Here is a 26,972-nt window from a genome sequence, read left to right as displayed (position 1 = left end):
TACATAGACGTTTTATTATGCGAAAAGTATACTCGAGTAAGTTGTAATATACTTGAGTATATGAGCAAATCAAACGATATTCTGACTAGGGAAAGAATATCATTTAGAATATTTAACTTTAAAAGAGATAATAGTGTGGAAGCTTAAAAAGCTGCCAAAGAATAAGGAGTAAATTTTATCTATACGGGTTCAACATCGAGATCAGGCATTTCAAAAGGAAGTACGAGGCATTTAGTGATAAAGTGTGTTGATTTTAAAATGTTCGGTAGGCACTGTATGGATATGATGGTTGAAATCATAGGTAGAAAAGGAGTTTTTTTTATGACAAAATATGAATTTTCCATTCCGATAGAAGAATTTTCGGATCGTATAGCTAAAGTACAAAAGCAGATGAAAAAAGAAGATATGGATGTTCTGCTAGCCTTCGGTAATGAAGCAGAACCTCAGTTTATTCGCTACCTGTCGGATTACTGGCCATCTTTTGAAACATCTGGAGTATTAATTCCAAAGGAAGGCGACCCTATACTTATTATTGGTCCGGAAAGTCTGACATATGCCAGCGATAGATCAAAAATTAAAAAAATAAGAAGATTGCTTGTTTTCAGAGAATCGTCAGATCCGGAATACCCGGGAACAAAACTAGATACTTTCAATACTGTGCTTGAGGAAGCACTTGGTGGGAATAAAGCACTGAAAATTGGAATTGCAGGATGGAGTTTGATTCCTCATACGATTTTCAAGGCATTGTCGGATGCTGTAAAATGCTATGGTGAAGTAGAGATATTTAAGGCTGACAGAATTTTGACAGATATGAGAGCTATAAAAACTGAAAATGAACTTAGATGTATGCGGGAAGCGTATAGAATATGTGAACTTACTTTTGGAAGGATGCTTGAAAATATTAAGCCTGGAATGACTGAGACTCAGGTAAGAGGATTAGCCTTAGGGATAATGCATGAATTGGGTGCGGAATCTGAAGCATATCCTTTCTGGGTGCTCTGCGGAAATGGGTCTGAGCAGGCTATCAGCCGTGCACGTAATAAAGTCCTAACAATAGGCGAGTTAATCCAGATCCAAATAGGAGTGCGGGTTGCCGGATACGTCTCTACTATTGGAAGGCCTGTTATATTTGGAGAAGCGCCAGAAAAAATAAGAGATTTGATGAAAGCGGGACTAGCAGCGCAGCAAGCCGTACTAAGAACATTAAGAGCAGGTATTCCGGCCTCTAGTGTTACGGATGCATACTATAGTGAGATGGAGCGTATTGGTTATAGGGATTGGCTTCTTTATGGTCCATGTCATGGCACTGGCCTAATGGAAGGAGAACCGCCGTGGATGGAATCTAACTCAGAATGGATACTAAAAGAAAACATGACATTTTGTACTTGCATATTTCTGGGTAAACCGGAGGAAGGTATGGGTTTGAGATTTGAAGATGGTGTGCGTATTCTTACCAATGGGGTAGAAGAGTTTTCAAATTACAGAAGAGAAATTATTGAATTATAATATAACAGAAATAGTACCCAGGATATAACGAAATTAACAAGATAATGATGTAAATTTGAAAGTTATTAACTATTTTACGTTTTTAATGTATGAAAGGAATGTTGGTTTTTATGAGCAAATATTCAATAGGAGTAGATTTTGGTACTTTATCCGCAAGAGCATTGATTGTAGATGTATTAACTGGTGAAGAGATCGCAACAAGTGTATATGAATACTCGCATGGAATAATAGATACAGTTTTGCCAAGCGGTAAAAAGTTAGGAATTGATTGGGCGCTGCAGCACCCTCGAGATTATATTGAGGCATTATCAGTGACAGTAAAAGAAGTTATCAAGCTGTCTCAAGTATCTAATGAAGATATTATAGGGATTGGTATAGATTTTACTTCGTGTACAATACTACCGGTTAAAGCAAATGGTATCCCCCTATGCATGCTCTCAGAATTTGAAGATGAACCTCATGCATATGTAAAGCTTTGGAAGCACCATGCAGCCCAGTATTGTGCGGATATTCTTAACGAAACTGCCCTAAAGATGAAAGAACAGTGGATTTCACTTTATGGCGGAAAGATATCTAGTGAATGGCTTGTACCTAAAGTAATGCAGATTATAAAGGAAGCACCGGAAGTATATGATGCAGCAGATAAAATCATTGAAGCCGGTGACTGGTTGGTTTGGCAGATGACAGGCATAGAGGCAAGGAGTGCATGTAATGCAGGATATAAGGCATTATGGCATCATTTGAATCAGTACCCTTCAAAAAAGTTTTTTAAAGCTCTCGATCCAAGACTTGAAGATTTGGTTGAAAAAAAATTATCTAACCAGATAAAGCCTTTAGGTTCGTGCGCAGGGTATATAAAAGACGATATTGCTGTTATGACAGGATTAAAGCCGGGAACGGCAGTAGCCGTTGGAATCATTGATGCGCACGCATCTGTACCGGCATGTAGAATTGATGGTCCTGGAAAAATGTTAATGATAATGGGTACATCAACGTGTCATATGCTGCTCAGTGAAAACGAAGTGGGTGTTCCAGGAACCTGTGGTATAGTAAAGGGTGGCATTCTACCGGGTTTGTTTGCTTATGAAGCAGGACAAAGCTGTGTTGGAGATCATTTCTCCTGGTTTGTTGAAAATTGTCTACCAATATCGTACTATAATGATGCAAAGGAAAAAGGGATTAATATCTACAAATATTTGCAAGAAAAGGCTGAAAAATTAAAAGTTGGTGAAAGTGGACTTATTGCACTTGATTGGTGGAACGGAGTCCGCTCTGTTTTAATGGATTTTGACTTGAGTGGAATACTTGTTGGCATGACACTACAGACCAAATCGGAAGAAATCTATCGTGCATTGATTGAAGCGACAGCTTATGGAACGCGTCAGATCATAGAGGCTTTTGAGTCGGCAGGAGTGTTTGTGGATGAGTTGTATGCAGCTGGTGGAATCGCTTCAAAGGATCCTATGACAATGCAGATTTATTCGGATATTTGCAACCGTGATATTAAAATCTCCGGCAGCTCGCAATCAGGAGCTTTAGGAAGTGCGATCTATGGAGCAATAGCTGCTGGAAGCGAAAAAAGCGGATTCAAAGACTTAGGTGATGCAATAAGAAGAATGGGGAAGATTAAAGATACAGTTTACAAACCCATTGCTGAAAATGTTGAAATATATAACATGCTGTTTAAAGAATATAAAATACTACACGATTATTTTGGACGCAGTGAAAACAATGTTATGAAAAACTTAAAAGCAATTAAGTATATGAAATTAAATGGTTAAAGTAGCGTAATTGCTATAAATAATTTTTGATTAAAATAGTAGTGTTGTTTTTTGGGGCATATTTCTTCTCTTGTAAACTAGACGGTAATTTTTCAGATTATGGGTTATATACATTTTATACACCCCTTTTAGATTTATTAATTGACAAACTTCGGCATTTAATTTATACTGATTATAGTAGATCTGTCAAGAAGACAGTATATGAGTGCTTGAAGGCATTTTGTTTTTTGAAGTTTAAAAACAATATGCTTTTAGGCATTTTTTATTTTGTGCCTAAATTCTGAAGGGTAGGGTTTGAATGCTGAAGTATGCTGATGAAAATGCGGCACGATATTGTGCAGATATCAAATGTATTTTATTAACAGAAGAAAATCTTCCCTTTGAGGATGAGTCTTTTGACATGGTTATTTCAAGGGATATGGCGTGGACGTTGCTAGAACCTGAAAGAATAATGGCAGAATGGAGGCGGGTTCTGAAAAAAGGTGGCAGGGTGCTTTATTTCGATGCCAATTTGCAATCTGCAGCTGTTTTGATGGGCATTACGTTTATTTCTTTTTCACTGCTTCATTTTTCACCGCCTTAACGAGCTTCTTTTCATAAATTCAATAGAAGCAGAGGGGCAGATACTGATGGTAAAGACATCAAAGCCTGTTCCGGCATTTATCTCAAGCCTTGCTGAATCTCTTACTGTGACATAGTGAACAAGCAGACTGCAACTGGCTGTAAATTTTATGAATACTGTCTGCAAGCTTTTTCTAAATGTGCCGAAGAAAGGCGGGCCTTAAAGAAAAGTGATGGAGAAGGTGGTAGAAGGATAGCCTGCTTTATAGACGGATAACGATGAGAATGTAAACTATGCATCTACACTATGTTTATGGTGTCAGGAGGAAAATGATACTCAAAAAACTTTCCACATACATACATATGTATACAAAACGTGTAAAATAATTTATAATTTATACTATAGAAAATGGCAAGGATGAAGCATTTTTCTTCCAAAGACGCGTCCGAATTCTCTTTGGTCAAACATGAATGGTTTTCTCAAGAAAAGTACTTCATCTTCGCTTATTGATAGTTTAATTCCTTTAACATAATGTATCAAGGAATTAAACTGCAAATTGGAAATGAATTTTATGAAAAGGAAGATACTCTTGGATTTAATAATCAAATATAATCATTTAAAGAATTATATAAAAGACTTAGGAAGTTTATGCGTTGCATTCTCAGGAGGGGTGGACAGCACATTTTTATTGGCTGCAGCACATCAGGTATTGGAAAACAAGGCGATGGCGGTTACTGTTCGGTCTTCGATGTATACCCAAAGGGAATTCAACGAAGCCAAAAGCTTTGCTGAAAGTTTAGGAGTCAAACATATTATTATGGATGCCAATGAATACAATATCAAAGAGTTTGTAGATAATACAAAAGACCGCTGCTATTTTTGTAAACATGCTATTTTTTCAATGATAAAAGAGGCAGCAACAAATAACAATATCCTTTATGTAGCGGATGGATCTAATATTGATGATAATGATGATTTCCGTCCCGGAATGAGGGCCATTAAGGAATTAAAAGTGGTGAGCCCGTTAAAGGAAGCACAACTTAAAAAAGAAGAGGTTAGACAATTGTCCAAGCAAATGGATTTACCTACATGGGATAAACCCTCTTTTGCCTGTCTCGCATCAAGGATTCCTTACGGTACGAAAATTACAAAAGAAAAGCTGGAGATGGTAGAGCAAGGGGAAATGTATCTAATAGATTTAGGTTTTAGACAATTTAGGGTAAGGCATCATGGGGAAATTGCAAGAATCGAAGTGCTCCCCGAAGATAGAAAGCGGTTTTTTAGCGAGGGATTATTGGATGAAGTGGTAAGAGAATTTAAACAAATAGGTTTCAATTATGTCACACTTGATCTAGAAGGATATAGGACTGGAAGTATGAACGAAATATTAACCGAAGCAGAAAAGAAATCATAGGTATGTGAGAAACAGCATAGGCTTATAAAAACTGATGAAAAGGTGAGAAAAATGGATATCGAAAGATTGCGAGATCTCTTGGGAAAAGTCAAGAATGAAGAACTTGATATTGATAGCGCATTGGAGAAACTAAAGACACTTCCTTATGAAGACCTGGGATACGCAAAGATAGACCACCATCGTGCTATAAGAAATGGCTATCCGGAAGTGATCTATTGCCCAGGTAAGTCTTTGGAACATATTAAGGGTATTGTAAAACACATGATAGAGTATAAAGATAACAATATCCTTGCCAGCAGGGCGAGTAAAGAGGTATATGAAGCCATTAAAGAAGTAACGGATGATGCGGAATACTACGAACTTGCAAGAACGGTTGTAGTTATGAAAAAAGACATCCCTAAGACCAGCAAAAAGATATTGGTGGTTACCGGTGGAACTGCGGATATTCCAGTTGCGGAAGAAGCGGCAGTTACAGCCGAAACGCTGGGAAATACGGTAGAACGACTCTATGATGTTGGTGTAGCGGGCATACATCGACTGCTCTCCAAGACCGATGTGCTCATGCAAGCGAATGTGCTGATTGTTGTAGCAGGCATGGAAGGGGCTTTGGCGAGTGTTGTGGGTGGTTTGGTAGACAAGCCTGTGATTGCCGTACCTACCAGTGTGGGGTACGGTGCCAATTTTGGGGGACTATCATCACTTTTATGTATGCTCAATAGCTGCGCAAGTGGAGTGGGCGTGGTTAATATTGATAACGGCTTTGGGGCAGCTTATTTGGCTAGCATGATTAATAAATTGAGTGGGGAGTGAGGAGTGGATAGTGGAGAGTCCTTATTTTCTGCTCTAAATTTGTTGAGCGCAAGGAGAGTAAAGCAGGCTACCTCCTCACTAATCACTCCCTACTCCTCACTAAATAAAGGAGGACATAATATGAAAATACTATACTTTGATTGTTTTGCCGGCATCAGCGGAGACATGACGCTAGGGGCATTACTTGACTTAGGCATAGACAAGGACGTATTAATAGATGAACTGAAGAAATTGAACGTTGAGGGATTCACCATTGAAATATCAAGAGCTAAAAAGAATGGGATAGAAGGCACTGATGTAAATGTAGTATTAGGTGAGCATAAACATGAGCAGCACCAGCCGCATGACCATGAGCACAAACACGATCATAGCCATGATCATCATCACCACCATCATGAAGAAAAAGTGCAGCACCAACACCATGTCCATAGTCATCATGAACATAGAAATTTACATGATATAGAGAAAATAATCGATGACAGCGCATTGGATGAAAGAGTAAAGAAGTTGAGTAAAGCTATGTTTATGAAAGTAGCCCAAGCGGAAGCAAAGATACATGGTACAACAATAGAAAAAATCCATTTCCATGAAGTAGGAGCACTGGATTCGATTGTTGATATTATTGGTGTTGCTATCTGTATCAATATGTTAGAAGTAGATAAGATCATGAGTTCACCTTTACATGATGGAACCGGATTTATCAAATGTCAGCATGGACTGATTCCAATACCTGCCCCGGCAACACTTGAAATCCTGAGGGAGGCATCAGTACCCTTTTATTCTACAGGTATAAAAAATGAATTGGTTACACCTACCGGAGCGGCAATCATCGCTGCTTTAGCAGAAGAGTTTGGAGATATGCCGGAGATGACGGTGGATAAGGTTGGGTATGGTACAGGGAAACGCAATATGGAAATACCAAACCTCTTACGAGTAACTCTCGGAGAAGAAAAAAAAAACTAAGCAATGAGGTAGTGGTCATAGAGAGTAATATTGATGATATGACAGGAGAGGTTGCAGGGTATGTGATGAGCAAATTGCTTGATGGAGGGGCTCTGGACGTATTTTATACACCTATTTACATGAAAAAAAATCGGCCTGCAGTAAAGCTCAGCGTAATCTGTTCACACGAAGGACTCGAAACAATGGAGAACATTATCTTGAGTGAGACCACTACTATAGGGATTCGAAAGTATAAGACCGAAAGAATATGTATGAACAGAGAAATCATAAACGTTCCGACTCCGTATGGCGATGCGGCCGTAAAAGTTTCTTCATTAAGAGAGATTAAAAAATATATACCGGAATATGAAGACTGCAAAAAACTTGCTAAGGCTGCAGGTGTTCCTTTAAGAGATATTTATGATTTAGTGGTTTCAATTGCTAAAAAACTGTGCTAGTAATCAACACTAGCACAGCATCTGGAAAAATACATTATTTCACTTCTTTTATAGCGTTTCCCGCAAATTCAGTAGTAACCACTTTTTGATATGGAACTTTCTGATCAAGTTCACCTGCTTCAGACATAATTTGTTGTAAAAGATCTAAGGCTTCCGGCTTCATAACTGGGTCTTTTGCCCAAGTATCCTGGTCTTTATATCTTTTTACTACTGTCACCAGCAGTTGGTCTTCAGCATCCGGGAAGAAAGGTTTGATCGCTTTTGCGATTTCTTCATAAGAACTTTTTTCAACCCACAGCTGTCCTTTATAGATGGCGTTGGTAAACTTTTGAATAATGTCTTTATTCTTTTCTATGTAACTTTTCTTTGCGGAGTAAACCGTATATGGAAGTTCGCCGCTATCTTTACCAATGGAAGCTACGATGTGACCTTTGCCTTCTTTTTCTAACATACTGGCTGTGGGTTCGAATAATGCCACATAATGGCCTGTTCCACCGGTGAAAGCACCAGCCATTAAGTTGAATTGGATGGTAGTATCACAATTAACATCTTTGTTAGGCACCAGCCCATGTTTGCGGATAACATATTCTAATGTCATTTCCGGCACGCCGCCTTTTCTACCGGCAATAATGTGGGTATCTTTTACTTTATCCCATGAAAAGTTAGGGTCCGGTTCTCTTGCTAACAAGAAGGAACCATCTCTTTTAGTTAGCTGTGCGAAGTTAACAGCATGATCCTCTTTTCCCTCATTATAAACATATAATGTTGCTTCGGGTCCCATGAAACCGATATCTGCCTGCCCAGACAGCAGAGCGGTCATAACCTTGTCGGCACCGCCACCGTTGGTAAGTTCGACTTCCAGTCCTTCTTCTTCAAAGAATCCTTGGCTGATTGCAGCATATTGCGGAGCATAGAAGACCGAGTGTGTAACTTCATTTAACCGTACTTTTGTAAGATCTTTTTTTGCGCATCCATTAAAGTTTAATGCGATAAAGCTGATAATTAAGATAGGAAGCAATACAAGTCTAATTTTTTGTTTCATTCCTATCACCTCCTTTCGATATTACATTATATTCTCAGTTAAGAATTTGGTGACAATGAAGATACCTGTGTGGCTGGAATTCATGAAAACAAAGAATATATTTAGATTTATTTATTACTTTTGATTAAGTTTTCCAATTCTCTTATGGAGTGTCATAATCCGATGGTTGTATGTGCTATCCATACAAAAAATTTAGTATTATATTAAATTCCCCACACATTTAAAATATGTAGGGAATTTAATATAATACTAATGTAAAGTAGTTAACTTAAAGTTCATAATACATAAAAAAGAAATTAATATGAATTAGTAATAACTCCTATGAATACTTGGGCTAAGTTGTAAAAACATTATTAACATAAATCCAAATTAGAAGATTGATAAAAAACTTCTAGAGTGAGGTTTGAAAAGCTAATATGTAAGGTACATCCAATGTTTATTATATATTCATAGAGAAAATATTAGCATTAGTTATAGAATGAAAATATAGTATATTTCTCATCTTAAAAAATCTGAGTTAAGTTTTATTAGATGAGAGAAATATAAACTTCAATTTTAAAAGGGGAGAGGGAAAATGAAAAGAAGTAAAATCATTTCTTTACTTGCATTAGTAATGACATTTGTGGTGATATTTACCGCATGTGGAAGCAGTACAGGACCAAAAGCAGGAACAGAATCAAAAGCAGGAACAGAATCAAAAGCAGACACAGGGGCGAAAACAAAAGCAATTAAAATCAAAGTAGCACATGTTAGTCAGTCAGATGTTCCTATCGATAAGGCTATGAAAAAGTTCTCTGAGATTATTGCAGAAAAGTCCGGTGGTACGATGGAGGTAGAAGTATATCCCAACTCGGCATTAGGAGGAAATAGAGAGCTTCTTGAACAATTACAACTTGGTTCTTTAGAAATGGCAATCTCTTCTGTTGCATTCCTTAGTGGATTTACAGATTCTACTGCAATACTTGACCTTCCTTATTTATTTAAGAATAATGAGGCAGCAGAAGCTGTTCTTGATGGGGAGATTGGACAGGGTATCTTTAAGCAGCTCGAACCTTCTGGTTTTATCGGTCTTGGTTGGCTTGCTACAGGGTGGAGACATGTAACAGCTAACAAAGAGATTAGAAAACCTGAAGATATGAAGGGGCTTAAGATTAGAGTAATGGATAATCCGATGCATATCGAGCATTTTAATACACTTGGTGCTTCTGCTATTCCAATGGCTTTTTCGGAAGTATTTACAGCACTACAGCAGAAAACAATTGATTGTCAGGAAAATCCATATGCCAATATTAAAGGAAGCCGCTTTTATGAAGTTCAGAAGTATATTATTAAAACAGGGCATATTTATGATACAAGTCCGCTTCTTGCTTCTCAGAAATTTTGGGATTCGCTTACGGATGAACAGAAAACTCTTATTACAGATACTATGAAAGAAGTGCTTTCTTGGGAGCGTGAAGTTTCCGCCAAAGACGAGCTTACTATTGAAGATGAATTCAAGGCGAATGGTGAAAATGTAGTTGTAGAGTTGACCGATGAAGAGAGAGCCGCATTTCGTAAGGCAGCAAAGCCTGTATATGATAAATATCAAGATAAGATTGGTAAGGAATTAATTTCTAAGGTTGATGAAATCAATGCTAAATATTAAATAAGTAACTTTATTAAAGGAACAACTGTTGAATACAGAGAAGATATAATCCGCCTTCTCTGTATTCATTTGGAAAAGGAGAATTTAGAACTCTCATATTGCGATGTATGAGATAATAAAAATGGAGGCAGGTATGAACCAAGAAAAAGTACCTTTCTATAATAAAATTGAGCTATTTATTATTGTAGCATTATTTACGTTAATGGTAATTATTACAGGATTTACAGTGATTTCACGATACTTCTTTTCTTTTACATTCTCTTGGGCTGAGCAACTAACTAGAATTATGTTTGTATGGGTTACTTTCGCCGGTATTAGCTGGGCAGGAATGCTTGGGGCACATATGCGAGTATCCGCAATCACAATGGTAACAGGTGAAAAAGTAGGCAAATACATATTTTGGTTTGGTGATATTGTTACGATATGCTTTGGATTTTTTATGTCTTATAAAATTGCCGCTGTTATGTTAGTAGTCATTGATAAAGGTCAAAGTTTCGCATCTATACCGTGGCTGTCCGTATCAGTAATATACTTGGCCGGTTCTTTGGGCATGATGGGTTTGGCAATCAGAGTTATCCAGTCAAGAGTAGTGGAGTATATAGAAAAAAACAAAAAGATTGTTAACGCAAATAAGGAAGGAGGAAATAACTGATGATATTAGTATTGCTTGGCTCGCTTCTCTTATTGTTGTTTTCAACAGTTCCGATAGCTGTTTCACTGGCACTGTGCACTATTAGCGTATTTTCAGTATTCTATTCCGGCACCGCTATGGATACCATGCTTGCACAGTCAATGGTAACAAGTACAGATTCTTTTGCACTTATGGCTATTCCATTTTTTATGCTTGTTGGCACGCTGATGGAAAAGAGCGGGATTGCTGACAAACTTGTGGACGTTGCTAAGATTTTTACGGGAGATAAGCCGGGCGGTCTTGGTATGGCTGCTGTACTTGCTGCTATGTTCTTTGCAGCAATTTCCGGTTCAGGTCCGGCGACTACAGCTGCTATTGGTGGTATCATGATTTCTGCAATGGGCATTCAGGGATATGATAAGGCTTATAGTGGTGCACTTGTTGCAAGCGCAAGTACAATTGGACCGGTTATTCCACCGAGTATCCCTATGATTATGTATGGAGTAACTATAGGTGTATCGGTTACAGAGATGTTTACAGCAGGTTTCCTGCCGGGTATTGTCATGGGGATTACTTTAATGGTGTACAATTATTTTCTTTCTAAAAAAAGAGGTTACAAAGGAAGTGTTGTTGCCAATTCTTTTAAAGATAAGATGAGAACTATAAAGAGCGGAATATGGGCAATGATTATGCCTATAATTGTACTTGGCGGCATTTATTCCGGTATCTTTACTCCAACAGAATCTGCTGTTATTGGTGTGATATATTCTATTATTGTAGGTACATTCATATACAAAACACTTACTTGGAGGCTATTTAAGGCTTCATTGATAGAGGCAGCCATTACTTCTGCTACAATTATGATCTTATTTGGAGGCGCCAATACATTTGGTCGCTTACTTACCATTGGTAAAATTCCGGTGCTAGTTACAGATGCAATGCTGTCATTGACACAATCGCCTATTATTATTATGCTGCTTGTCAATGTACTGCTGCTTATTGCGGGCATGTTTATAGATACTATTTCATCAATTATCTTATTTGCACCACTTTTTACACCTCTGATGGTAACGCTGGGTTATGATCCTGTATTCTTCGGAGTGATCATGGTTGTAAATCTTTGTATTGGAATGCTTACTCCACCGCTTGGCGGCAATCTTTTGGTTGCCCAAAGAATTTCTCAAAGTTCTTTTGAGTCGATTTTGAAAGAAACACTACCACTCATTGGAGTGTTATGTATAGCTCTCATAATATTAATTATATTTCCTGGTATTATTATGTTCTTGCCAAATCTGTTTGGAATGTAGTGTGATGTAAGTAATTCTGGAGGTGTATCGATGTATAAAAGTGTTGAACTAATAGTTGGTGATAAGTTACTTAGAGGTTGTGTACGTACCCCTGAGGGAAGTGGAAAATTTCCAACAGTGTGTTTTTATCATGGGTTTACCGTTGATAAAGTTGGACTTATGCGCTTGCATGAGCTTTTCGCAAGAGAATGTATAAAAAACGGGATTGCATGTGTGCGTTTTGATTTTTACGGATGCGGAGAAAGCGACGGGGATTTCAATGAAATGACTGTCAGTGCAGAAATTGAGCAGGCGGAGGCTATCTATAGGTGGACTTGTGAACAGGATTTTGCTGATTCTCAAAATGTGTACCCTTGTGGACATAGTTTGGGTGGTGCAATCACATCTGTTATCGCGCCAAAACTGCAGCCTAAGGGTGCAATTCTTTGGTCTCCCGGTTTGAATGTGTATTACGGTGCTAGCCATAGAGCCAGGACCATGCAGGGGCCTACTGAAAATGGCTATGATATCAATGGTCTAGAGCTTTCTCATAAATTCCTTGAAGATGTTAGAAAGCTTGACCTATTGGAGATGGCAAAGGGCTATGACAAAGGTGTACTTGTCATTCATGGTTCTAACGATGACGATGTGCCTGTAGCAGTTGTATATCAGTATGGTGATATTTATGGAGATACTATGGAATTCGATATAATTGAGGGTGCGAATCATCAGTTTAGTGCCTTGAGATGGAAAAAAGAAGTTTATGATCGCTCTATTGCATTTCTTAAGAAAAAGATTGCGGAGTGATCTATGTAAAATTTCTATACAATAAGTTTATTTAGAGTTAGATTACTGCAGGACATATGTAGGAATTATTATAGTTTGAAAAAAGATGAGATATAGTTAATAACAGATATACTGGATAGAGAGGATGTCTATTTTAATTGTTATAGTAGAAGACCTATGTAGTGAAATTAGGCTGGTAATTCATTGCATAGATCTTTTTTTATTATTCCTAGAGAGATATTTTAAAGCCTGATTTTATATACATAGAAAATGAGGAGGATGAATATGTCCAACTATTTATTACCATATGGAAGGGGACATCTAGAATTAGAAGTGGAAGATAGATATATAAAAGGGGTTCTATGTTCTTCGCTGGATCACTATCAGGTAAAAGGCAGTCAGGAAGAAATTATAGAATGGGCAATGCAAAATCCTATATGTGGTGAAACACTTTCTGAACTGGCAAAGGGTAAAAAGACAGCAACAATTATTATAAGTGATCATACTCGTCCGGTCCCAAGTCAGTATATCATTCCGAGAATGCTGAAAGAACTGCGCAAAAGCAGTGAGGATATTGATATTACATTGCTTGTAGCCACTGGTTGTCACCGCGGGACAACCAGAGATGAACTGCTGGAAAAGCTTGGTGAAGAAATCATAAAAAATGAAAAGATTGTAATACATAATTGTGAGGATACAGACTCGTTGGTTAAAATCGGGACATTACCATCAGGAGCAGAATTAATCATTAATAAAGTAGCAGCAGAAACAGAATTACTAATTTCAGAAGGATTTATCGAGCCACATTTTTTTGCGGGTTTTTCAGGAGGACGTAAAAGTGTTTTGCCGGGAGTGTGTTCTAAAACAACCGTGTTGGGCAACCACTGTGGGCAATTTATTGCAAGTCCATATGCTAGAACAGGAGTGCTTGAGAATAATCCTATTCATCAGGATATGATTGCGGCAGCTCATATTGCAAGATTGCAATACATCGTAAATGTGGTGCTTAACAGTAGAAAAGAGGTAGTCGCGGCATTTGCGGGATCACCAGAACAAGCACATGCTCAAGGTTGCTTGTTTCTGAACAGGTGGTGCAGAGTTAAAGCAAAAAACGCAGATATTGTTGTCACCACTAATGGAGGATATCCGCTTGATCAAAATATATATCAAAGTGTAAAAGGTATGACAGCAGCAGAAGCATGCGTAGGTGAAGACGGAGTTATCATTATTGCAGCTGCTTGCAATGATGGGGTCGGAGGAGACAGCTTCTATTATGCATTAAAAAATTGTACATCTCCGCAAGAGATTTTAAAAGAGATAGAACAAATACCTATGGATAAAACCTGTCCAGATCAGTGGCAGTATCAAATTTTAGCACGCATATTGTCGAAACACACCGTAATCTTAGTCAGTGATTGCTGCATACCAAGTATTATTACAGATATGAAAATGAAGTATGCAGCTACAATGGAAGAAGCAGTTTCAATGGCTAGAGAGATCAAAGGAAATGACGCCTCGTTTGTTATCATACCCGATGGTGTTTCAGTTATTGTTACATCATAATTAAAAAATACAGAATGATGAATTAATAAAATCTTGTTAGGTTTATTGATTCATCATTTTATAGTATATGTAGATCATGATAAGCGTAAAGCGGTCACTGTCATTGTGAAGAGGATTAAGACCAAATAGCTTCTTGATTTGGTTAATTCTAAAAACGGCAGTGTTACGATGAATAAAAAGATAATCAGCGGTAGAATTGATATCCATATTATTAATAATCAATGCTTCTATCGTTTCGAGTAAATGGCTTGCGCTATTTAAAATCTTGATGTATCTGCCTAAAAAATGTTCAAGCTCCTCTTGTGGTATTTTAGAAATTTCAAACTCTAAGAAATAATCGCTAATAAACGAAATCATCTGCTTGCTGTTGAATATCTGTCCATATTGTAGAGCAGTCTGCGCTTCAAAAAGACTTTCGCCAAACTCTGAAATATTTTTGGGAGGCATTCCCACTCCTACAGTTATAGAAATGTTATGCCGATCCATCAAAAGAGAACAAAGTGAAGAAAGATATGGATAAAGTTGCTTACGCAAAGATATTTTATTGCTTTCTAAAGTTTTGCATAAAACAATTTGATTGCTGTTTAACGGTGCTGCAATATCTTGAGAAGACGAATTCGTAAATGTTCTAAGGGTGTAAAGGATGGAACGGTGCATACTTTCCTTTAAACTTGTATTCAATTCATTTGTTTTTATATCTAAAACACAGACAGTTCTTGACAGCGATAAGTCGAATCCCAATTCTACTCCCCACAATGCTATATAAGCAATATCTTCAGGTGTTTTAGCGTTAAAAAGTCTATTGGAAAGAACGGTAACATTGTCTTGTGAAAGGCTTATTTTACTTAATATTATTTCCGTTTCTTTTATTAAATTAATGATATCATTAGCCATATTTACAACAGTAAGAGCACTATCATAATGTATATAATGAGCATCTATGATCAAGAGGTGAGTATCAGATAGCGGGAGTGTAACACCATATTTTTGTGTTTTTTCATTCCAAAATACCCCTCCTATGGGTTCCATACTTTCACTAGCAAGACTTTTATAATTCTCAGTTGTATTAGACAAAACGATTCTATTGTTTTTATCAAGTATCGTAATATGAGTTTCTAAGAATGAGTTACATAACGAATTAAAAATTTTTTCAATATATTTTCTTTGCATTGTAATCCTTTTTAGCCTCCATTATTCTGCTTAGAATATCCTGATGCTTGTAATTTTGGTATATAGGCTGTACAGACTGTAGCCACTCAGATTTCTCTTCTTTAGAAAGAGAAATTAGGTTAATTAATTTAGTATCTAATAATCTTTGCCGGCTGATCGCATTCATTTTTTTCATTTCTTCTCTTTGCCAGTGAGTTGCTTCCGTTGCAGAAGCTAAAACAATTTCACGTTGGCTTTTCGTTAATCTCTCCCATGTGCTTTTTATAGTAAGTAGAGCTACCAGATCGAAACAATGTTTGGTTTCAGTTATATATTTCTGATATTTGTAAAACTTCATTCCTAGTATATTGGTATAGGGATTATCTTGACCGTCAACCAACCCCCACTTCAAGGATTTTAAAACATCACCATAATTCATTTTAATAGGTAGTGCACCAAATTGTCTATAATAGGATTCCATCATATCGTTATGCATAATACGCATTTTCATACCTTCAATATCTTTTGGTGTCCGTATCTCTATACATCGGTTGGTTATATTGCGCCAACCCATTGACCAATAATTAAGACCGATAATTCCACTTGGCAGCAATTCACTAAAAAGCTCTTTTCCAATCAAGCCATCTAAAATATAGTATGCTTGCTGCGCACAATCAAATAGAAAAGGAAGATCAAGGACAGAAACTTTGTTATTGGTATATTCATTTAATGTATCAATTGCACATAATGCAAAATCAATTGAGCCACTTCTTAATGTGTCTCTTAAATGTTTGTTATCACCTGTTATCGATATTGTGTGTATGGTTAAAACCATAGAACCGTTACTTTTTATATGAATAAGCTCTGCAAATTTTTTATAACCTGCATGCAATGTACTGCCTTCTTGTATGACAACACCGGCATGTAATACAGTTTTTCTATTCTGGTAAAGTGCGTATTGTCTTATACTTAACCTGTCACGGTCATTATGCAAAGGATCAACATCCAAAGCTTCTTTTAGCTTGCTAAGCCGTTGAAGCATAGTGTTCCGATGAATACCTAATTCAGCAGCACTTTTCACAAGGTTGTTGTTGTTCTTTGAAAGAGCAACTAAGGTTTCAAGAATAAAAGCGTTTTCTTTAATGGTATTTGAGACATTCTTAAATCTATTTTCCAAATAGCTTGGCGGAAGCAGTGAAGTAAGATATTCAAAAATATGATGATTAACAAAAACCGTTGAACTATTACCAGCTAGATGAAAGAAGTTTGAAATAATAAATTGGGACTCCTTATAACTCTTTCTTAAATCAGCTAATTCTGTATAAGCACTGCCTGCACCAGCGATGATGGTAATACCGCAATTAGATTGTATTTCTTCATAAATATCTCCCGTAAACTCTACAATTAGTTTTTCAGACTCTTCAAAATTAATAGAGGGGATAGATTTGAAAATAATAAACTTGTCAAAATTTAACAATCCATAGATATCTTCAGTATTAAAATGTTTTGCATTTTTCAGTGCTTTTAAAAAATATTTTTCAAATATGTTATCACTAAAATTTCTGCTATCACTTTTATCATGATTAATTTCAAATAATATTGCACACCGTGCAATATTATTCGGATTATATTTTAATTGAACTGCAAGAGAAGAAAGATCTTCATTGTTCTTTTCTTCTGTACTAATTAATTGATTAATAAAAAACATTCTTTCACTAAAATCACTCTCTAATTGTTCTTTTAACTGTTGCTGTTCCAATATCAAATTTATCAGTGTATTTATATATACAACTGTATTTGGGAAAGTAGTATTTTCATCGAATAAAAGAATGTAGCAAATTAGCTTTTCATTGATATAGCAGCAGTGAAATGATGTATTATAAGCCGATGCTATTTCTTGATAGTTATCATTTTGAATGCATAGTTTTACTATTTCCTCGGCATAAATGATCTTTTCCGTGTGAGTACATCCTAATATATGTCCTTTTATATCAATGATAGCTATAGGGTTTTTTATTGTAAGGCGTATGCAATCAATTAAGTATTGACAAGAAATATCATCTAAATGCATATGCATTACCTCCTGTGAATATTTGCCTAAATTAATTATTTCATTTACAATAAATTTGAAAGCGTTATTTGTCAAAATCATATTTATTCCAAAGTACTCTTGATATGAGGTATAGATAAAAAACTCTAAAAGTAAAAATTGAAGCACGGAAGTAGGAATGCTACTTGGGGACGGTTCGTCTGTGGCATATGATTTTCATGCTACTGAGGAACTGTGCCCATGTGGCATTCGGGTAAGATTATTTCTAACTTTAGAGTTTTTCATCTATATTAGATGCCTCTAAAGACTTGTTTATAGGTGAGGCGTCTCTATACCATTATTGTTTTATGTAACCCAAATTATACCAGGGACTATACTGCGTGTCAATAGGATTTTAACTTGTTAGTACACCTATAAATATTTCTACATCAAAACTGGAAAAGAGGCATTTCTATTATGCAATAAATAAGTTTTAATTATAGCATTCCAAAAAAGGTAAATGTTAATGATTGCAAGAATAATAAAAATGTAATATTATTATATTAATGAATTTTAGAAAAGACATTTATAAAAGTGAGGGCGAATATATGGCAAGCAATAGAGCGAACAGTATTGAAGTCAAAAGAATTAACCGAAATGCTATATACAAATTTTTATATAGACATGAGCCTATTTCCATACAGGAGATAGCTTATTCTTTAAATTTGAGTTTGCCGACGGTTACACAAAATCTTAAAGAATTACAAGAAAAAGATTTGATAATTGAAGCAGGTTTGTTTAAATCTACAGGAGGAAGAAAAGCAAAGGCAATTGTATATAATAGTGTTGCAAAATATGCTGTTGGACTAGATATTACACAAAATCATGTTGGAATTGTATTAATTGATTTAAGCGGTAAGGTAATTAAAAATGTAAGAAAGCATTATTCATTTGCCAATTCAAAAGAGTATTTTAAAGGAGTTGGTAACTTAGTAGAGGATTTTATTGATGATAGTGGAATTGAGAGTAGTAAGATTTTAGGGGTTGGTATTGCTTTACCGGCAATATTATCCGAAGATAAACAAATGGTAAATTATGCTACAGTTATTGATTTTAAAGGAGGAAGCGTAAGAGATTTCGCTGAATTCATACCATATCCCTGTATTTTGAGCAATGATGCTAATGCTGCGGGATTTACAGAATTGTGGGGTGAAAAAGATACACAAAACGTGGTATATCTTTCTCTCAATAATAGTGTTGGGGGATCTATTATAATAGGGAAGAATATCTATACAGGACAAAATCAGCGTGGCGGTGAATTTGGGCATATGACAATTGTTCCAAATGGTCGCACTTGTTATTGTGGACAAAAAGGGTGTGTTGATGCATACTGCTCAGCTAAAGTTTTATCTGATAGTACAAATGGGAATATTGCCGAATTTTTTAGGTTATTAAGATTAAACAGTGAGCCACAAAAGACACTTTGGGAAGAATATCTTACAAATTTAGTAGGAACCATTAATAATTTGAGAATGCTCTATGATTGCAATGTTATTTTAGGTGGATACGTGGGAGCATATATGGAAGAATACATTGAGCATTTAAGAGAATTAGTATCAAAAAGAAATACATTTGAAGTTGACGGAGGATATTTGCACGTCTGCAAATATAAGTTGGAAGCTACAGCTGTTGGTGCGGCTTTACAACATGTTGAAAGTTTTATTAATAGTATCTAATTTATAGCTTATACATTAAAGTTCTCATAATACCATACTATATTGAATTACAATAATCACTTGGGACTATTAATAGAATAGCCTTCAATCTATGTTTAGAGCTAAAAGATACTTTAGAAATCATTACATTGATAAATTTTAGTCAAAATAGCTAAAGTCAACATATATTTTATAAAATATATGTTGACTTTAGCTAAAATAAGCTGTATAATCTTATTAAGATCATTTTATAAAAGTATTATACAAAACATAATAAATAAGTTGGAATATTTCAACAGCTCAAGTTAAAAAATTATGAGTGAAATCTCAGAAGGTAAGGTTCCAATCTCATTGAAGGCCGATTTGAGAAATTGCAAAAAATTTTAGGGGGAAGGATATGAAAGAAAATATTAAATTAAGGGTATCACAAATTGAAAAATCCTTTCCAGGAGTTAAGGCTCTTGATAAGATTGATTTTACTGTGAAAAAAGGTTCTGTTCATGTATTGTGTGGAGAGAATGGTGCAGGAAAATCAACATTAATGAAAATTATTAATGGAATTTATCAACCGGATAATGGTCAAATTTATATTGATGAAAAACCGGTAAGAATTAACAATCCTATACAGGCAAGGAATTTAGGCATCTCAATGATATTTCAAGAGATGAATTATGTTCCGGAAATGACAGTAGAAGAAAATATTTTTCTAGGGAATCTTCCGATTAATAAATTCGGAAACGTTAATTGGAAAGAGGTAAGACAACGCACAACAGAGCTATTGAAGGCAGAAAATTTACCTTATTCTCCGACCACATTACTCAAGGATTTAACTGTATCGGATATTCAGATGTTAGAAATCATTAAAGCTATTTCTTATAAGTCTGAGATTATTATAATGGATGAGCCGACTTCTGCAATCACACTTAAGGAAGTAGAAAAACTATTCGTTAAGATAGGAGAACTTAAAGCTAGAGGAGTATGCATTATTTATATCTCTCATAAGCTGGATGAAATTTTTCAAATAGCCGATGAGATAACAGTATTTAGAGATGGAACAGTTGTAGATAGCCGTCCTAAAGAAGAATGGGATATTGAAGCAGTTATAGCTATGATGGTAGGACGTAAACTCACTAATAAATATCCAAAGGAACAAATTGAGCTTGGAGAGGATATGCTCCAAGTTGAAGGTCTGAATTGCACTAACGTATATCATGATATTAATTTTCATGCTAGAAAAGGTGAAATTTTAGGATTTGCAGGGCTTATGGGAGCTGGCAGAACCGAAGTTATGCGTTCGCTGTTTGGTCTGGACGCTAAAACATCGGGTTTCATAAAAATTAATGGTAAGGAAGTTACTATTAAAAATGTTGAGCAGAGTATAGAGAACGGGATGGTAATGCTTTCTGAGGATAGAAGGAGATATGGTATAATTCCCATGCGATCTGTAAAAGAAAATACAACGATATCCTACCTCAAAAAGTTTTTCTATGGTTTCAGGAATCATAAGAAAGTTGAGCGTAGTGTCGTTTCCGATATGTTTAGTAAAATGAAAGTTAAAACACCGACAATTGATACTGCTATAGCATCATTAAGCGGTGGCAATCAGCAAAAAGTACTTCTCTCCAAATGGATGATAAGAAATCCGGATATTCTGATTTTGGATGAGCCTACTCGAGGTATTGATGTAGGCGCTAAATTTGAGATTTACAAGCTCATGACTGAATTGGCCAAAGAAGGTAAAGTTGTTATTATGGTCTCTTCTGAGCTTCCTGAGCTAATAGGTATGTGTGATAGAATTTATGTTATGGCAAAAGGTACTATCACAGGTGAGATTAGCCGAGAAGATTTTTCACAGGAGCTTATTATGAAATATGCTACTGGAACTACAACAGTTAATGGAGGGGAATAAAGTGGAGTTTGTAACTAGTTCATGGAATACGTTAAAAAAGAAATATAGCATTTATATGATCCTAATGGCATTGTTTATTATTTGCTCGATAGCGAATCCTAACTTTTTATCGGTAAACAACTTGACAAACATCTCAAGGCAGTTAGCGGTAACAACCATTCTGGCGTTCGGTCAGACATTGCTTATAATATCCGGGATGCTTGATTTATCAGCTGGTTCTGTACTTGCACTCTCAGGAGTATTTGCCGTATCTGCTTATAAAGCGACAGGTTCCTTGCTAATAGCAGTTTTAGTAGGTATATTGACTGCGGTTTTGTGTAGTCTCATAAATGTTGCTATGATCAGTAATTTTAAAGCACCACCTTTTATTGCCACATTGGCAATGCTTACCATGGCCCGCGGTGTTGCGCTTCTTTTCACAAAAGGCCAGAATATTCTTCAACTAGGTGATTTCGTAGTATTAGGGCAGGGATCAGTTGGAATCATTCCTATTCCTATCCTCTTCTTAGTAGCAATTGCAATTCTTACATGGTATATACTAAATCATACTAGATTTGGACGTTCGCTGTATGCTGTTGGAGGAAATGAAGAAGCATCAGTAGCTTCAGGTATCAACGTTCATAAGGTTAAGTATAAAGCCTTTATCATAAATGGCATTTTTGTAGGACTTGCGGGTGTCCTATTTATGTCCCGTGTTAATGCAGGTCTTCCGAATGGTGCTGTTAACTACGAGTTTACTGCTCTTACAGCAGCAATCATAGGTGGAACAAGCTTTTCCGGTGGTATGGGTACCGCTGGGGGTACACTTGCGGGTGCGTTCATTGTTGGTTTCTTGGACAATATTATGAACTTGACAGGTATAGATTCATATATACAGCAAATCATTCGTGGCGCAATTATAGCATTCGCTGTAATTTATGATATTCGCTCAAAGAATCGCAGAACAAAGAGCATGTTAGGAAGAATAGAAGAAAAGGGAACAGATAAGAAAGCAGGAATATTAGATAAGGCTAATAATTAATGGAATTTAAATAGTTAATCATAATTAGCTTATCAACAACCGAATTAAACAGCATAGCTGTTTAAAATAAAAAATAGAAGGATGGATAAAAAATGAAGAAGATATTTTTGAGTATGCTTTCAATGCTATTAGTAGTCGCTTTATTAGCCGGATGCGGCTCGAAGACAAAGACAGACGCTAATCAGAATGACAAAAGTGGTAGTGAGAAAACATTTAAGGTCGCTTATATTGCTCGTGCTCAATCCGATTCATTTGCTGCGTGGCTTGCGAATGCAGTGAAAGAGGAAGCTAACAAATATCCAAATATTAAACTTGATGTTTTTGATGGACAAGCGAATGATGATAAACAAAACTCAATGATTGAGAATGCCATAACTAACAAATATGATCTGGTTATCGTACAGCCGAATAATGGTGAAGCTCAAAGACCGTATGTAGAAAAGGTTGTTAAAGCCGGTATATTTGCAATCACAACAAATGCACGTATTTCCGGTATTGAAGGTGCATCCTCGGTAGATGCCGATCCTTATGAACAAGCAGCGGTTAATGCACGCGTGGCGCTAGAACAAATCCCGCAGAATGCACAGGTAGTTGTATTAAATGGACCTTCCGGTAACTTCCATGCAGATGAAAGACGTAAAAGCTGGCAAGCAGAATTTTTTGACAAACGCCCTGATGTTAAAATCGTTGGTGAACAAATTGCCAATTGGAACAAAGATGAAGCTATGAAGTATATGGAAGACTGGGTACAGGCTAATGACAAAATTGACGCTGTTATCTCCATGAATGATAACATGGCTGCAGGAGCACTTGAAGTTGTAAAGGATGATCCGAAATATAAAAATTTGCTTGCATATGGTGTCGACGGGACGGCGGAGGCAGTCCTACTAATAAAAGAAGGAAGAATGACTTCCACATCAATGCAAAGTGCTTTTGACCTTGCTGAGAAAATATTGGATACAAGCAACAAGCTCTTAACAGGGGCAGAAAAACAGATTGATACAGATATAGGCAATCCATTAGTTGCAAAGGATAATGTTGATGAATTTATAGAAATGCTGAAAAAATCAGGAGCAATTAAATAATATGTTTAATTAGAAATTTATAGAAGTTTAATCGCATTATACCCGTATATTAATAATAACATGCGTGAACATGTGAACAGAATGTGTTCACGCATCTTTTTTAATCTAAGTATCTATCTTGAAATATTTGTGCCAAAGAACAGAATTTTAGAAAAAATAATAAATGTGAAAATACTTGAAGAATGATGGTAAAAAATTAAGTAGGGCTTAGTACTATAAGGTTTTACCATTTCAATAGGAGGGTTATTAGATGGAAAACAGGGCAGTATATATGACGGGCCTTAACAAAATGGAAATAAGAGAAATCGAAGTTCCTATACCTAAGGAAAAAGAGGTACTTGTAAAGCTTGAATATGTAGGAATTTGCGGCTCTGATGTACACTATTTGGAACATGGGAGAATTGGTGATTTCATTGTGAATGGCGATTTTATTCTCGGTCATGAGTGTGCAGGAACGATAGCTGCAGTAGGATCTGGTGTGAAAAATCTAAAGGTTGGAGATAAAGTTGCATTAGAACCGGGATGTACGTGTGGTCAATGTGAATTCTGTAAGACCGGCAGGTATAACCTTTGTCCGGATGTAGAATTTTTAGCAACACCCCCTTATGATGGTTGCTTAATGAATTATATTGCGTTTCCTGAGAATATGGCATTTAAGCTGCCCGATAATGTGTCAACAAAAGAAGGCGCACTTGTTGAGCCTTTAGCTGTAGGGCTGCATGCCGCAGCACAAGGTGGTGTTAAGCTGGGAGATAAGGTTGTCATACTTGGTGCAGGCTGTATAGGGCTTGTAACACTTCTTGCCTGCAAAGCTTTTGGAGCAACAAATGTAATTGTTGTGGATGTTATCGAAAAAAGGCTTGAATATGCAAAAAAGTTAGGTGCATCATGTGTTGTTAATGCTAAAAATGAGAATGTGCTGGACAAAATAGCGGAGTTGACTGGTGGTAATGGTGCCGACAAGGTTATTGAAACAGCGGGAAGTGAGATCACAATAAAACAAACACCTTATCTTGCTAAAAGAGGTGGTACTATTGTACTTGTAGGACTTGCTTCCAAAGATATTATTGAGTTTGACTTTATGCAGATCATGGCAAAAGAGGTGGAGATCAAATCTGTTTTCCGGTATCGCAATCTGTATCCCGCAGCAATTGGAGCAATTGCAGACGGTAAAATCGATGTTAGCGGTATTGTCACCCATGAATTTGATTTTAAGGATAGTAAAAAAGCCTTTGATTTTGTTATTGAGAATAAGAATGATGTAGTTAAGGCAGTCATTAAGATATAAGCGAATCGGGTGAATTTTTGTTATCAAAATTAAACCCTATGGGAGGATATTTTATGGCATATTTACTTGGAATTGATATTGGCACATCAGGAACAAAAACTGTTATTTTTGATTTGCAGGGCAATACCATTGCTTCATCCACAGTTGAGTATCCACTTTACCAGCCAGATATCGGGTGGGCCGAGCAGGATCCAAAGGACTGGTGGGATGCTGTTTGCAGCACGATTGGGGAGGTGCTGCAAAAAAGTGCTGTAAAAGCTGATAGTATAAAATCCATAGGTCTTTCAGGCCAAATGCACGGTCTTGTCATGCTTGGTAATAATGGTGAAGTTTTGAGAAGGGCGATACTATGGTGTGACCAGCGTACAGAAAACGAGTGTGCAGAAATCACAACCAGAGTGGGTGCCGAAAGACTTGTAGAAATTACCGCAAACCCTGCTTTAACAGGTTTTACAGCCTCAAAGATTCTGTGGGTAAGAAATAATGAACCGGAAGTATATGAGAAATGTAAAAAAATCCTTTTACCAAAAGACTATATCCGATATATGCTAACAGGTGAGTTTGCAACAGAAGTATCAGATGCGTCAGGAATGCAGCTTATAGATATTAAAGAAAGAACATGGTCTGACGAGATACTCCGGAAGCTTGAGATTCCGAAAGAACTTTTAGGCAATGTATACGAATCTGTCGAAATAAGCGGCAGACTTAGTAAAAAAGCTGCAGATGAAACCGGACTTGCTGAAAACACCCCTGTAGCTGGAGGAGGAGGAGACCAGGCTGCTGGAGCAGTTGGAAACGGTATCATCAAAGAAGGAGTCATATCTTCCACTATCGGAACATCGGGTGTTGTTTTTGCTCACTTGGATAAGCCCGTTATAGATAGTCTTGGAAGAGTGCATACATTTTGTCATGCGGTCCCCGGCGCATGGCATGTGATGGGTGTTACGCAGGGTGCAGGTCTTTCATTGAAATGGTTTAGGGATAATTTTTGTATAAGTGAGATTGAGTCTTCGAAATATATGGAGATTGATCCGTACATTCTCATGGATGAGCAAGCAGGAAAAGTACCTACTGGTGCAAAAGGTATCATATATCTTCCGTATCTCATGGGTGAACGTACTCCACATTTGGACTCTCGCGCAAGAGGTGTTTTCTTTGGACTCTCGGCTGCTCATACTCGAAGAGATATGATAAGAGCGGTTATGGAAGGTGTTTCTTATTCCTTGCTTGACTGTATGGAGATTATTAAAAACATGGGCATATTGCCACGCATTGTTATGGTTTCCGGAGGAGGGGGCAAAAGTCCGTTATGGAGGCAGATTCAAGCGGACATGTTCGCCTGTCCTGTATCTACAAATAAATCTTCAGAAGGTCCTGCACTTGGAGCTGCTCTAATTGCGGGTGTTGGCACAGGTGTTTATAAAGATTTGAACGAAGCATGTGAGGTTGCCATTTCAACTAAAAACACTCAAGATCCTAACGTTCAAAACGTAGAAATTTATAGAAAATACTATCCGTTATATAAAAAGTTATATAAAGATCTTAAGGAAAGCTTCAAAATAGCATATGAAATTTAATAAATGAATTTTAAATTAAGGGAGAAAAGAACAGGGTCAAGCTTGACCCTGTTTGTCTAGGTTGAATGCTGTTCATTAAGAACACAGAGCGTCTAAATCTACAATGTACAATATATATCATCGGGCATGCAGAAGAAAATGAGTTGGAGTCAACAGGCTAATTCTATGTTATTGTAGCTTTTGCATTTCTTGCCACCATCATGTAAAAGTCTATTCGCATTTCATAATCCATGGAAATAAAATTTATAGCTTTTCCTATCCCATCTTCCGTTGCTATATAAGTTGAATTAAATAATTGGACTATTAGTCTAATATTCATGTTGATGATTAGTAGGGCCGTATGGAAATACGGCCGAAAACAGGAATACAGACATAGGATATTTAATCGGACGTATTGCCATACGTCTCTACATATTTTGCATAATTAGATCGTTACAAATATTTAATTCATCATATATAGTTCCTCTCCAATTTAATATTTTCTTTAAGATTGCTTTTTAATGCCCCTCCGACACTTATATTTTCGTTAGTGGAGATATGGCTTTTACTTGGTTTAAAAAACTTTACAAAAGATTTCATAAATACAACCCCTAATATCACTATACATAGTATTGTTTTCTCTTAGGGAAATTCTATATTTTGATGTAAGCAAAAATGTAATGACTGTTAATCTTTCTTTAGATAAAATGAACTGTAACGTTTTACATTTTACATTAGTAAAAATAAAAGTTTATTTATAAGTGTGGCGTAGGAATAGATTCCGTAGTTTCTTT

19 protein-coding genes and 1 pseudogene are annotated in these 26,972 nt (G+C 36.4%); 17 read left to right on the top strand and 3 right to left on the bottom strand.

Going from position 1 to position 26,972, the window contains the following annotated elements:
• Positions 1-321: 321 nt before the first annotated feature.
• From QKW49_RS13215 to larC, 6 genes and pseudogenes are all read left to right on the top strand, one after another.
• On the top strand, positions 322-1,506 hold the full coding sequence (locus tag QKW49_RS13215) for a Xaa-Pro peptidase family protein (protein WP_282863090.1): 1,185 nt from the start codon (positions 322-324) through the stop codon (positions 1,504-1,506).
• Between the two features lie 110 nt (positions 1,507-1,616).
• Entirely contained in the window at positions 1,617-3,287 is a 1,671-nt protein-coding gene (locus QKW49_RS13210; protein ID WP_282863088.1) for a ribulokinase, read from the top strand.
• 298 nt (positions 3,288-3,585) lie between these two features.
• A complete protein-coding gene (locus tag QKW49_RS13205) occupies positions 3,586-3,870 on the top strand; it encodes a class I SAM-dependent methyltransferase (RefSeq protein WP_282863087.1) in 285 nt (94 codons plus the stop codon).
• A gap of 550 nt (positions 3,871-4,420) precedes the next feature.
• Positions 4,421-5,263 carry an ATP-dependent sacrificial sulfur transferase LarE gene (gene larE / locus QKW49_RS13200; protein ID WP_349239026.1) on the top strand — a complete coding sequence of 281 codons (843 nt, stop codon included), beginning with the start codon at positions 4,421-4,423 and terminating at the stop codon, positions 5,261-5,263.
• A gap of 51 nt (positions 5,264-5,314) precedes the next feature.
• A complete protein-coding gene (gene larB / locus QKW49_RS13195; RefSeq protein WP_282863085.1) occupies positions 5,315-6,073 on the top strand; it encodes a nickel pincer cofactor biosynthesis protein LarB in 759 nt (252 codons plus the stop codon).
• Positions 6,074-6,193: 120 nt separating this feature from the next.
• Positions 6,194-7,473 (top strand): annotated as a pseudogene (gene larC, locus QKW49_RS13190) (nickel pincer cofactor biosynthesis protein LarC).
• 34 nt (positions 7,474-7,507) lie between these two features.
• Here larC and QKW49_RS13185 read toward each other — a convergent pair.
• Positions 7,508-8,515: an ABC transporter substrate-binding protein gene (locus QKW49_RS13185; RefSeq protein WP_282863084.1), complete on the bottom strand. Its 1,008-nt coding sequence runs from the start codon at positions 8,513-8,515 to the stop codon at positions 7,508-7,510.
• 574 nt (positions 8,516-9,089) lie between these two features.
• Between QKW49_RS13185 and QKW49_RS13180 the strand changes: the two genes are divergently transcribed.
• The 5 genes from QKW49_RS13180 to larA all read left to right on the top strand — a co-directional run bounded on the left by QKW49_RS13180 (position 9,090) and on the right by larA (position 14,426).
• On the top strand, positions 9,090-10,160 hold the full coding sequence (locus QKW49_RS13180; protein WP_282863082.1) for a TRAP transporter substrate-binding protein: 1,071 nt from the start codon (positions 9,090-9,092) through the stop codon (positions 10,158-10,160).
• Positions 10,161-10,293: 133 nt separating this feature from the next.
• Entirely contained in the window at positions 10,294-10,812 is a 519-nt protein-coding gene (locus QKW49_RS13175; RefSeq protein WP_282863081.1) for a TRAP transporter small permease, read from the top strand.
• Positions 10,812-12,098, top strand: a complete 1,287-nt coding sequence (locus QKW49_RS13170; RefSeq protein ID WP_282863080.1) for a TRAP transporter large permease — start codon at positions 10,812-10,814, stop codon at positions 12,096-12,098. The genes QKW49_RS13175 and QKW49_RS13170 overlap by 1 nt, the downstream gene beginning before the upstream one ends.
• Positions 12,099-12,128: 30 nt before the next feature.
• Positions 12,129-12,884, top strand: a complete 756-nt coding sequence (locus tag QKW49_RS13165) for an alpha/beta fold hydrolase (RefSeq protein ID WP_282863078.1) — start codon at positions 12,129-12,131, stop codon at positions 12,882-12,884.
• A 264-nt stretch (positions 12,885-13,148) separates the two neighbouring features.
• Positions 13,149-14,426 (top strand): nickel-dependent lactate racemase, encoded by a 1,278-nt coding sequence (larA, locus tag QKW49_RS13160; RefSeq protein WP_282863077.1) that lies wholly within the window; start codon positions 13,149-13,151, stop codon positions 14,424-14,426.
• Between the two features lie 42 nt (positions 14,427-14,468).
• On the opposite strand, the gene QKW49_RS13155 is transcribed toward larA, so the two are convergent.
• Both QKW49_RS13155 and QKW49_RS13150 read right to left on the bottom strand, forming a co-directional pair.
• Positions 14,469-15,596, bottom strand: a complete 1,128-nt coding sequence (locus tag QKW49_RS13155) for a helix-turn-helix domain-containing protein (RefSeq protein ID WP_282863075.1) — start codon at positions 15,594-15,596, stop codon at positions 14,469-14,471.
• Positions 15,577-17,646, bottom strand: coding sequence for a DctP family TRAP transporter solute-binding subunit (locus QKW49_RS13150; protein ID WP_282863074.1), 2,070 nt, complete (start codon positions 17,644-17,646; stop codon positions 15,577-15,579). Before QKW49_RS13150 ends, QKW49_RS13155 begins: the two co-directional genes overlap by 20 nt.
• Positions 17,647-18,212: 566 nt before the next feature.
• Between QKW49_RS13150 and QKW49_RS13145 the strand changes: the two genes are divergently transcribed.
• The 6 genes from QKW49_RS13145 to xylB all read left to right on the top strand — a co-directional run bounded on the left by QKW49_RS13145 (position 18,213) and on the right by xylB (position 26,199).
• Positions 18,213-19,340 (top strand): ROK family transcriptional regulator, encoded by a 1,128-nt coding sequence (locus tag QKW49_RS13145; protein WP_282863072.1) that lies wholly within the window; start codon positions 18,213-18,215, stop codon positions 19,338-19,340.
• Positions 19,341-19,716: 376 nt separating this feature from the next.
• On the top strand, positions 19,717-21,228 hold the full coding sequence (locus QKW49_RS13140) for a sugar ABC transporter ATP-binding protein (protein WP_282863071.1): 1,512 nt from the start codon (positions 19,717-19,719) through the stop codon (positions 21,226-21,228).
• 1 nt (position 21,229) lies between these two features.
• A complete protein-coding gene (locus QKW49_RS13135) occupies positions 21,230-22,249 on the top strand; it encodes an ABC transporter permease (RefSeq protein WP_282863070.1) in 1,020 nt (339 codons plus the stop codon).
• 92 nt (positions 22,250-22,341) lie between these two features.
• Positions 22,342-23,334 carry a sugar ABC transporter substrate-binding protein gene (locus QKW49_RS13130; RefSeq protein ID WP_282863068.1) on the top strand — a complete coding sequence of 331 codons (993 nt, stop codon included), beginning with the start codon at positions 22,342-22,344 and terminating at the stop codon, positions 23,332-23,334.
• A gap of 250 nt (positions 23,335-23,584) precedes the next feature.
• Positions 23,585-24,622: an NAD(P)-dependent alcohol dehydrogenase gene (locus tag QKW49_RS13125; protein ID WP_282863066.1), complete on the top strand. Its 1,038-nt coding sequence runs from the start codon at positions 23,585-23,587 to the stop codon at positions 24,620-24,622.
• A gap of 53 nt (positions 24,623-24,675) precedes the next feature.
• Positions 24,676-26,199, top strand: a complete 1,524-nt coding sequence (gene xylB, locus QKW49_RS13120) for a xylulokinase (RefSeq protein WP_282863064.1) — start codon at positions 24,676-24,678, stop codon at positions 26,197-26,199.
• The last annotated feature ends 773 nt before the right edge of the window (positions 26,200-26,972 follow it).

It is taken from the genome of Petroclostridium sp. X23, from assembly GCF_030013905.1.
In the GTDB taxonomy this organism is placed as follows: domain Bacteria; phylum Bacillota; class Clostridia; order SK-Y3; family SK-Y3; genus X23.
The sequence above is the reverse complement of the archived record's forward strand: the minus strand, read 5'-3'. Positions and strand labels throughout refer to the sequence as shown.

Excerpts from the sequence above, each read along its gene's own strand:
- QKW49_RS13130 (WP_282863068.1), top strand. The coding sequence starts at position 22,342 with ATGAAGAAGATATTTTTGAGTATGCTTTCAATGCTATTAGTAGTCGCT.
- QKW49_RS13125 (WP_282863066.1), top strand. The coding sequence starts at position 23,585 with ATGGAAAACAGGGCAGTATATATGACGGGCCTTAACAAAATGGAAATA.
- xylB (WP_282863064.1), top strand. The coding sequence starts at position 24,676 with ATGGCATATTTACTTGGAATTGATATTGGCACATCAGGAACAAAAACT.
- larE (WP_349239026.1), top strand. The coding sequence starts at position 4,421 with ATGAAAAGGAAGATACTCTTGGATTTAATAATCAAATATAATCATTTA.
- larA (WP_282863077.1), top strand. The coding sequence starts at position 13,149 with ATGTCCAACTATTTATTACCATATGGAAGGGGACATCTAGAATTAGAA.
- QKW49_RS13175 (WP_282863081.1), top strand. The coding sequence starts at position 10,294 with ATGAACCAAGAAAAAGTACCTTTCTATAATAAAATTGAGCTATTTATT.
- QKW49_RS13180 (WP_282863082.1), top strand. The coding sequence starts at position 9,090 with ATGAAAAGAAGTAAAATCATTTCTTTACTTGCATTAGTAATGACATTT.
- QKW49_RS13155 (WP_282863075.1), bottom strand. The coding sequence starts at position 15,596 with ATGCAAAGAAAATATATTGAAAAAATTTTTAATTCGTTATGTAACTCA.
- QKW49_RS13145 (WP_282863072.1), top strand. The coding sequence starts at position 18,213 with ATGGCAAGCAATAGAGCGAACAGTATTGAAGTCAAAAGAATTAACCGA.
- QKW49_RS13150 (WP_282863074.1), bottom strand. The coding sequence starts at position 17,646 with ATGCATTTAGATGATATTTCTTGTCAATACTTAATTGATTGCATACGC.
- QKW49_RS13170 (WP_282863080.1), top strand. The coding sequence starts at position 10,812 with ATGATATTAGTATTGCTTGGCTCGCTTCTCTTATTGTTGTTTTCAACA.
- QKW49_RS13165 (WP_282863078.1), top strand. The coding sequence starts at position 12,129 with ATGTATAAAAGTGTTGAACTAATAGTTGGTGATAAGTTACTTAGAGGT.
- QKW49_RS13140 (WP_282863071.1), top strand. The coding sequence starts at position 19,717 with ATGAAAGAAAATATTAAATTAAGGGTATCACAAATTGAAAAATCCTTT.
- QKW49_RS13205 (WP_282863087.1), top strand. The coding sequence starts at position 3,586 with ATGCTGAAGTATGCTGATGAAAATGCGGCACGATATTGTGCAGATATC.
- QKW49_RS13215 (WP_282863090.1), top strand. The coding sequence starts at position 322 with ATGACAAAATATGAATTTTCCATTCCGATAGAAGAATTTTCGGATCGT.
- larB (WP_282863085.1), top strand. The coding sequence starts at position 5,315 with ATGGATATCGAAAGATTGCGAGATCTCTTGGGAAAAGTCAAGAATGAA.
- QKW49_RS13210 (WP_282863088.1), top strand. The coding sequence starts at position 1,617 with ATGAGCAAATATTCAATAGGAGTAGATTTTGGTACTTTATCCGCAAGA.
- QKW49_RS13185 (WP_282863084.1), bottom strand. The coding sequence starts at position 8,515 with ATGAAACAAAAAATTAGACTTGTATTGCTTCCTATCTTAATTATCAGC.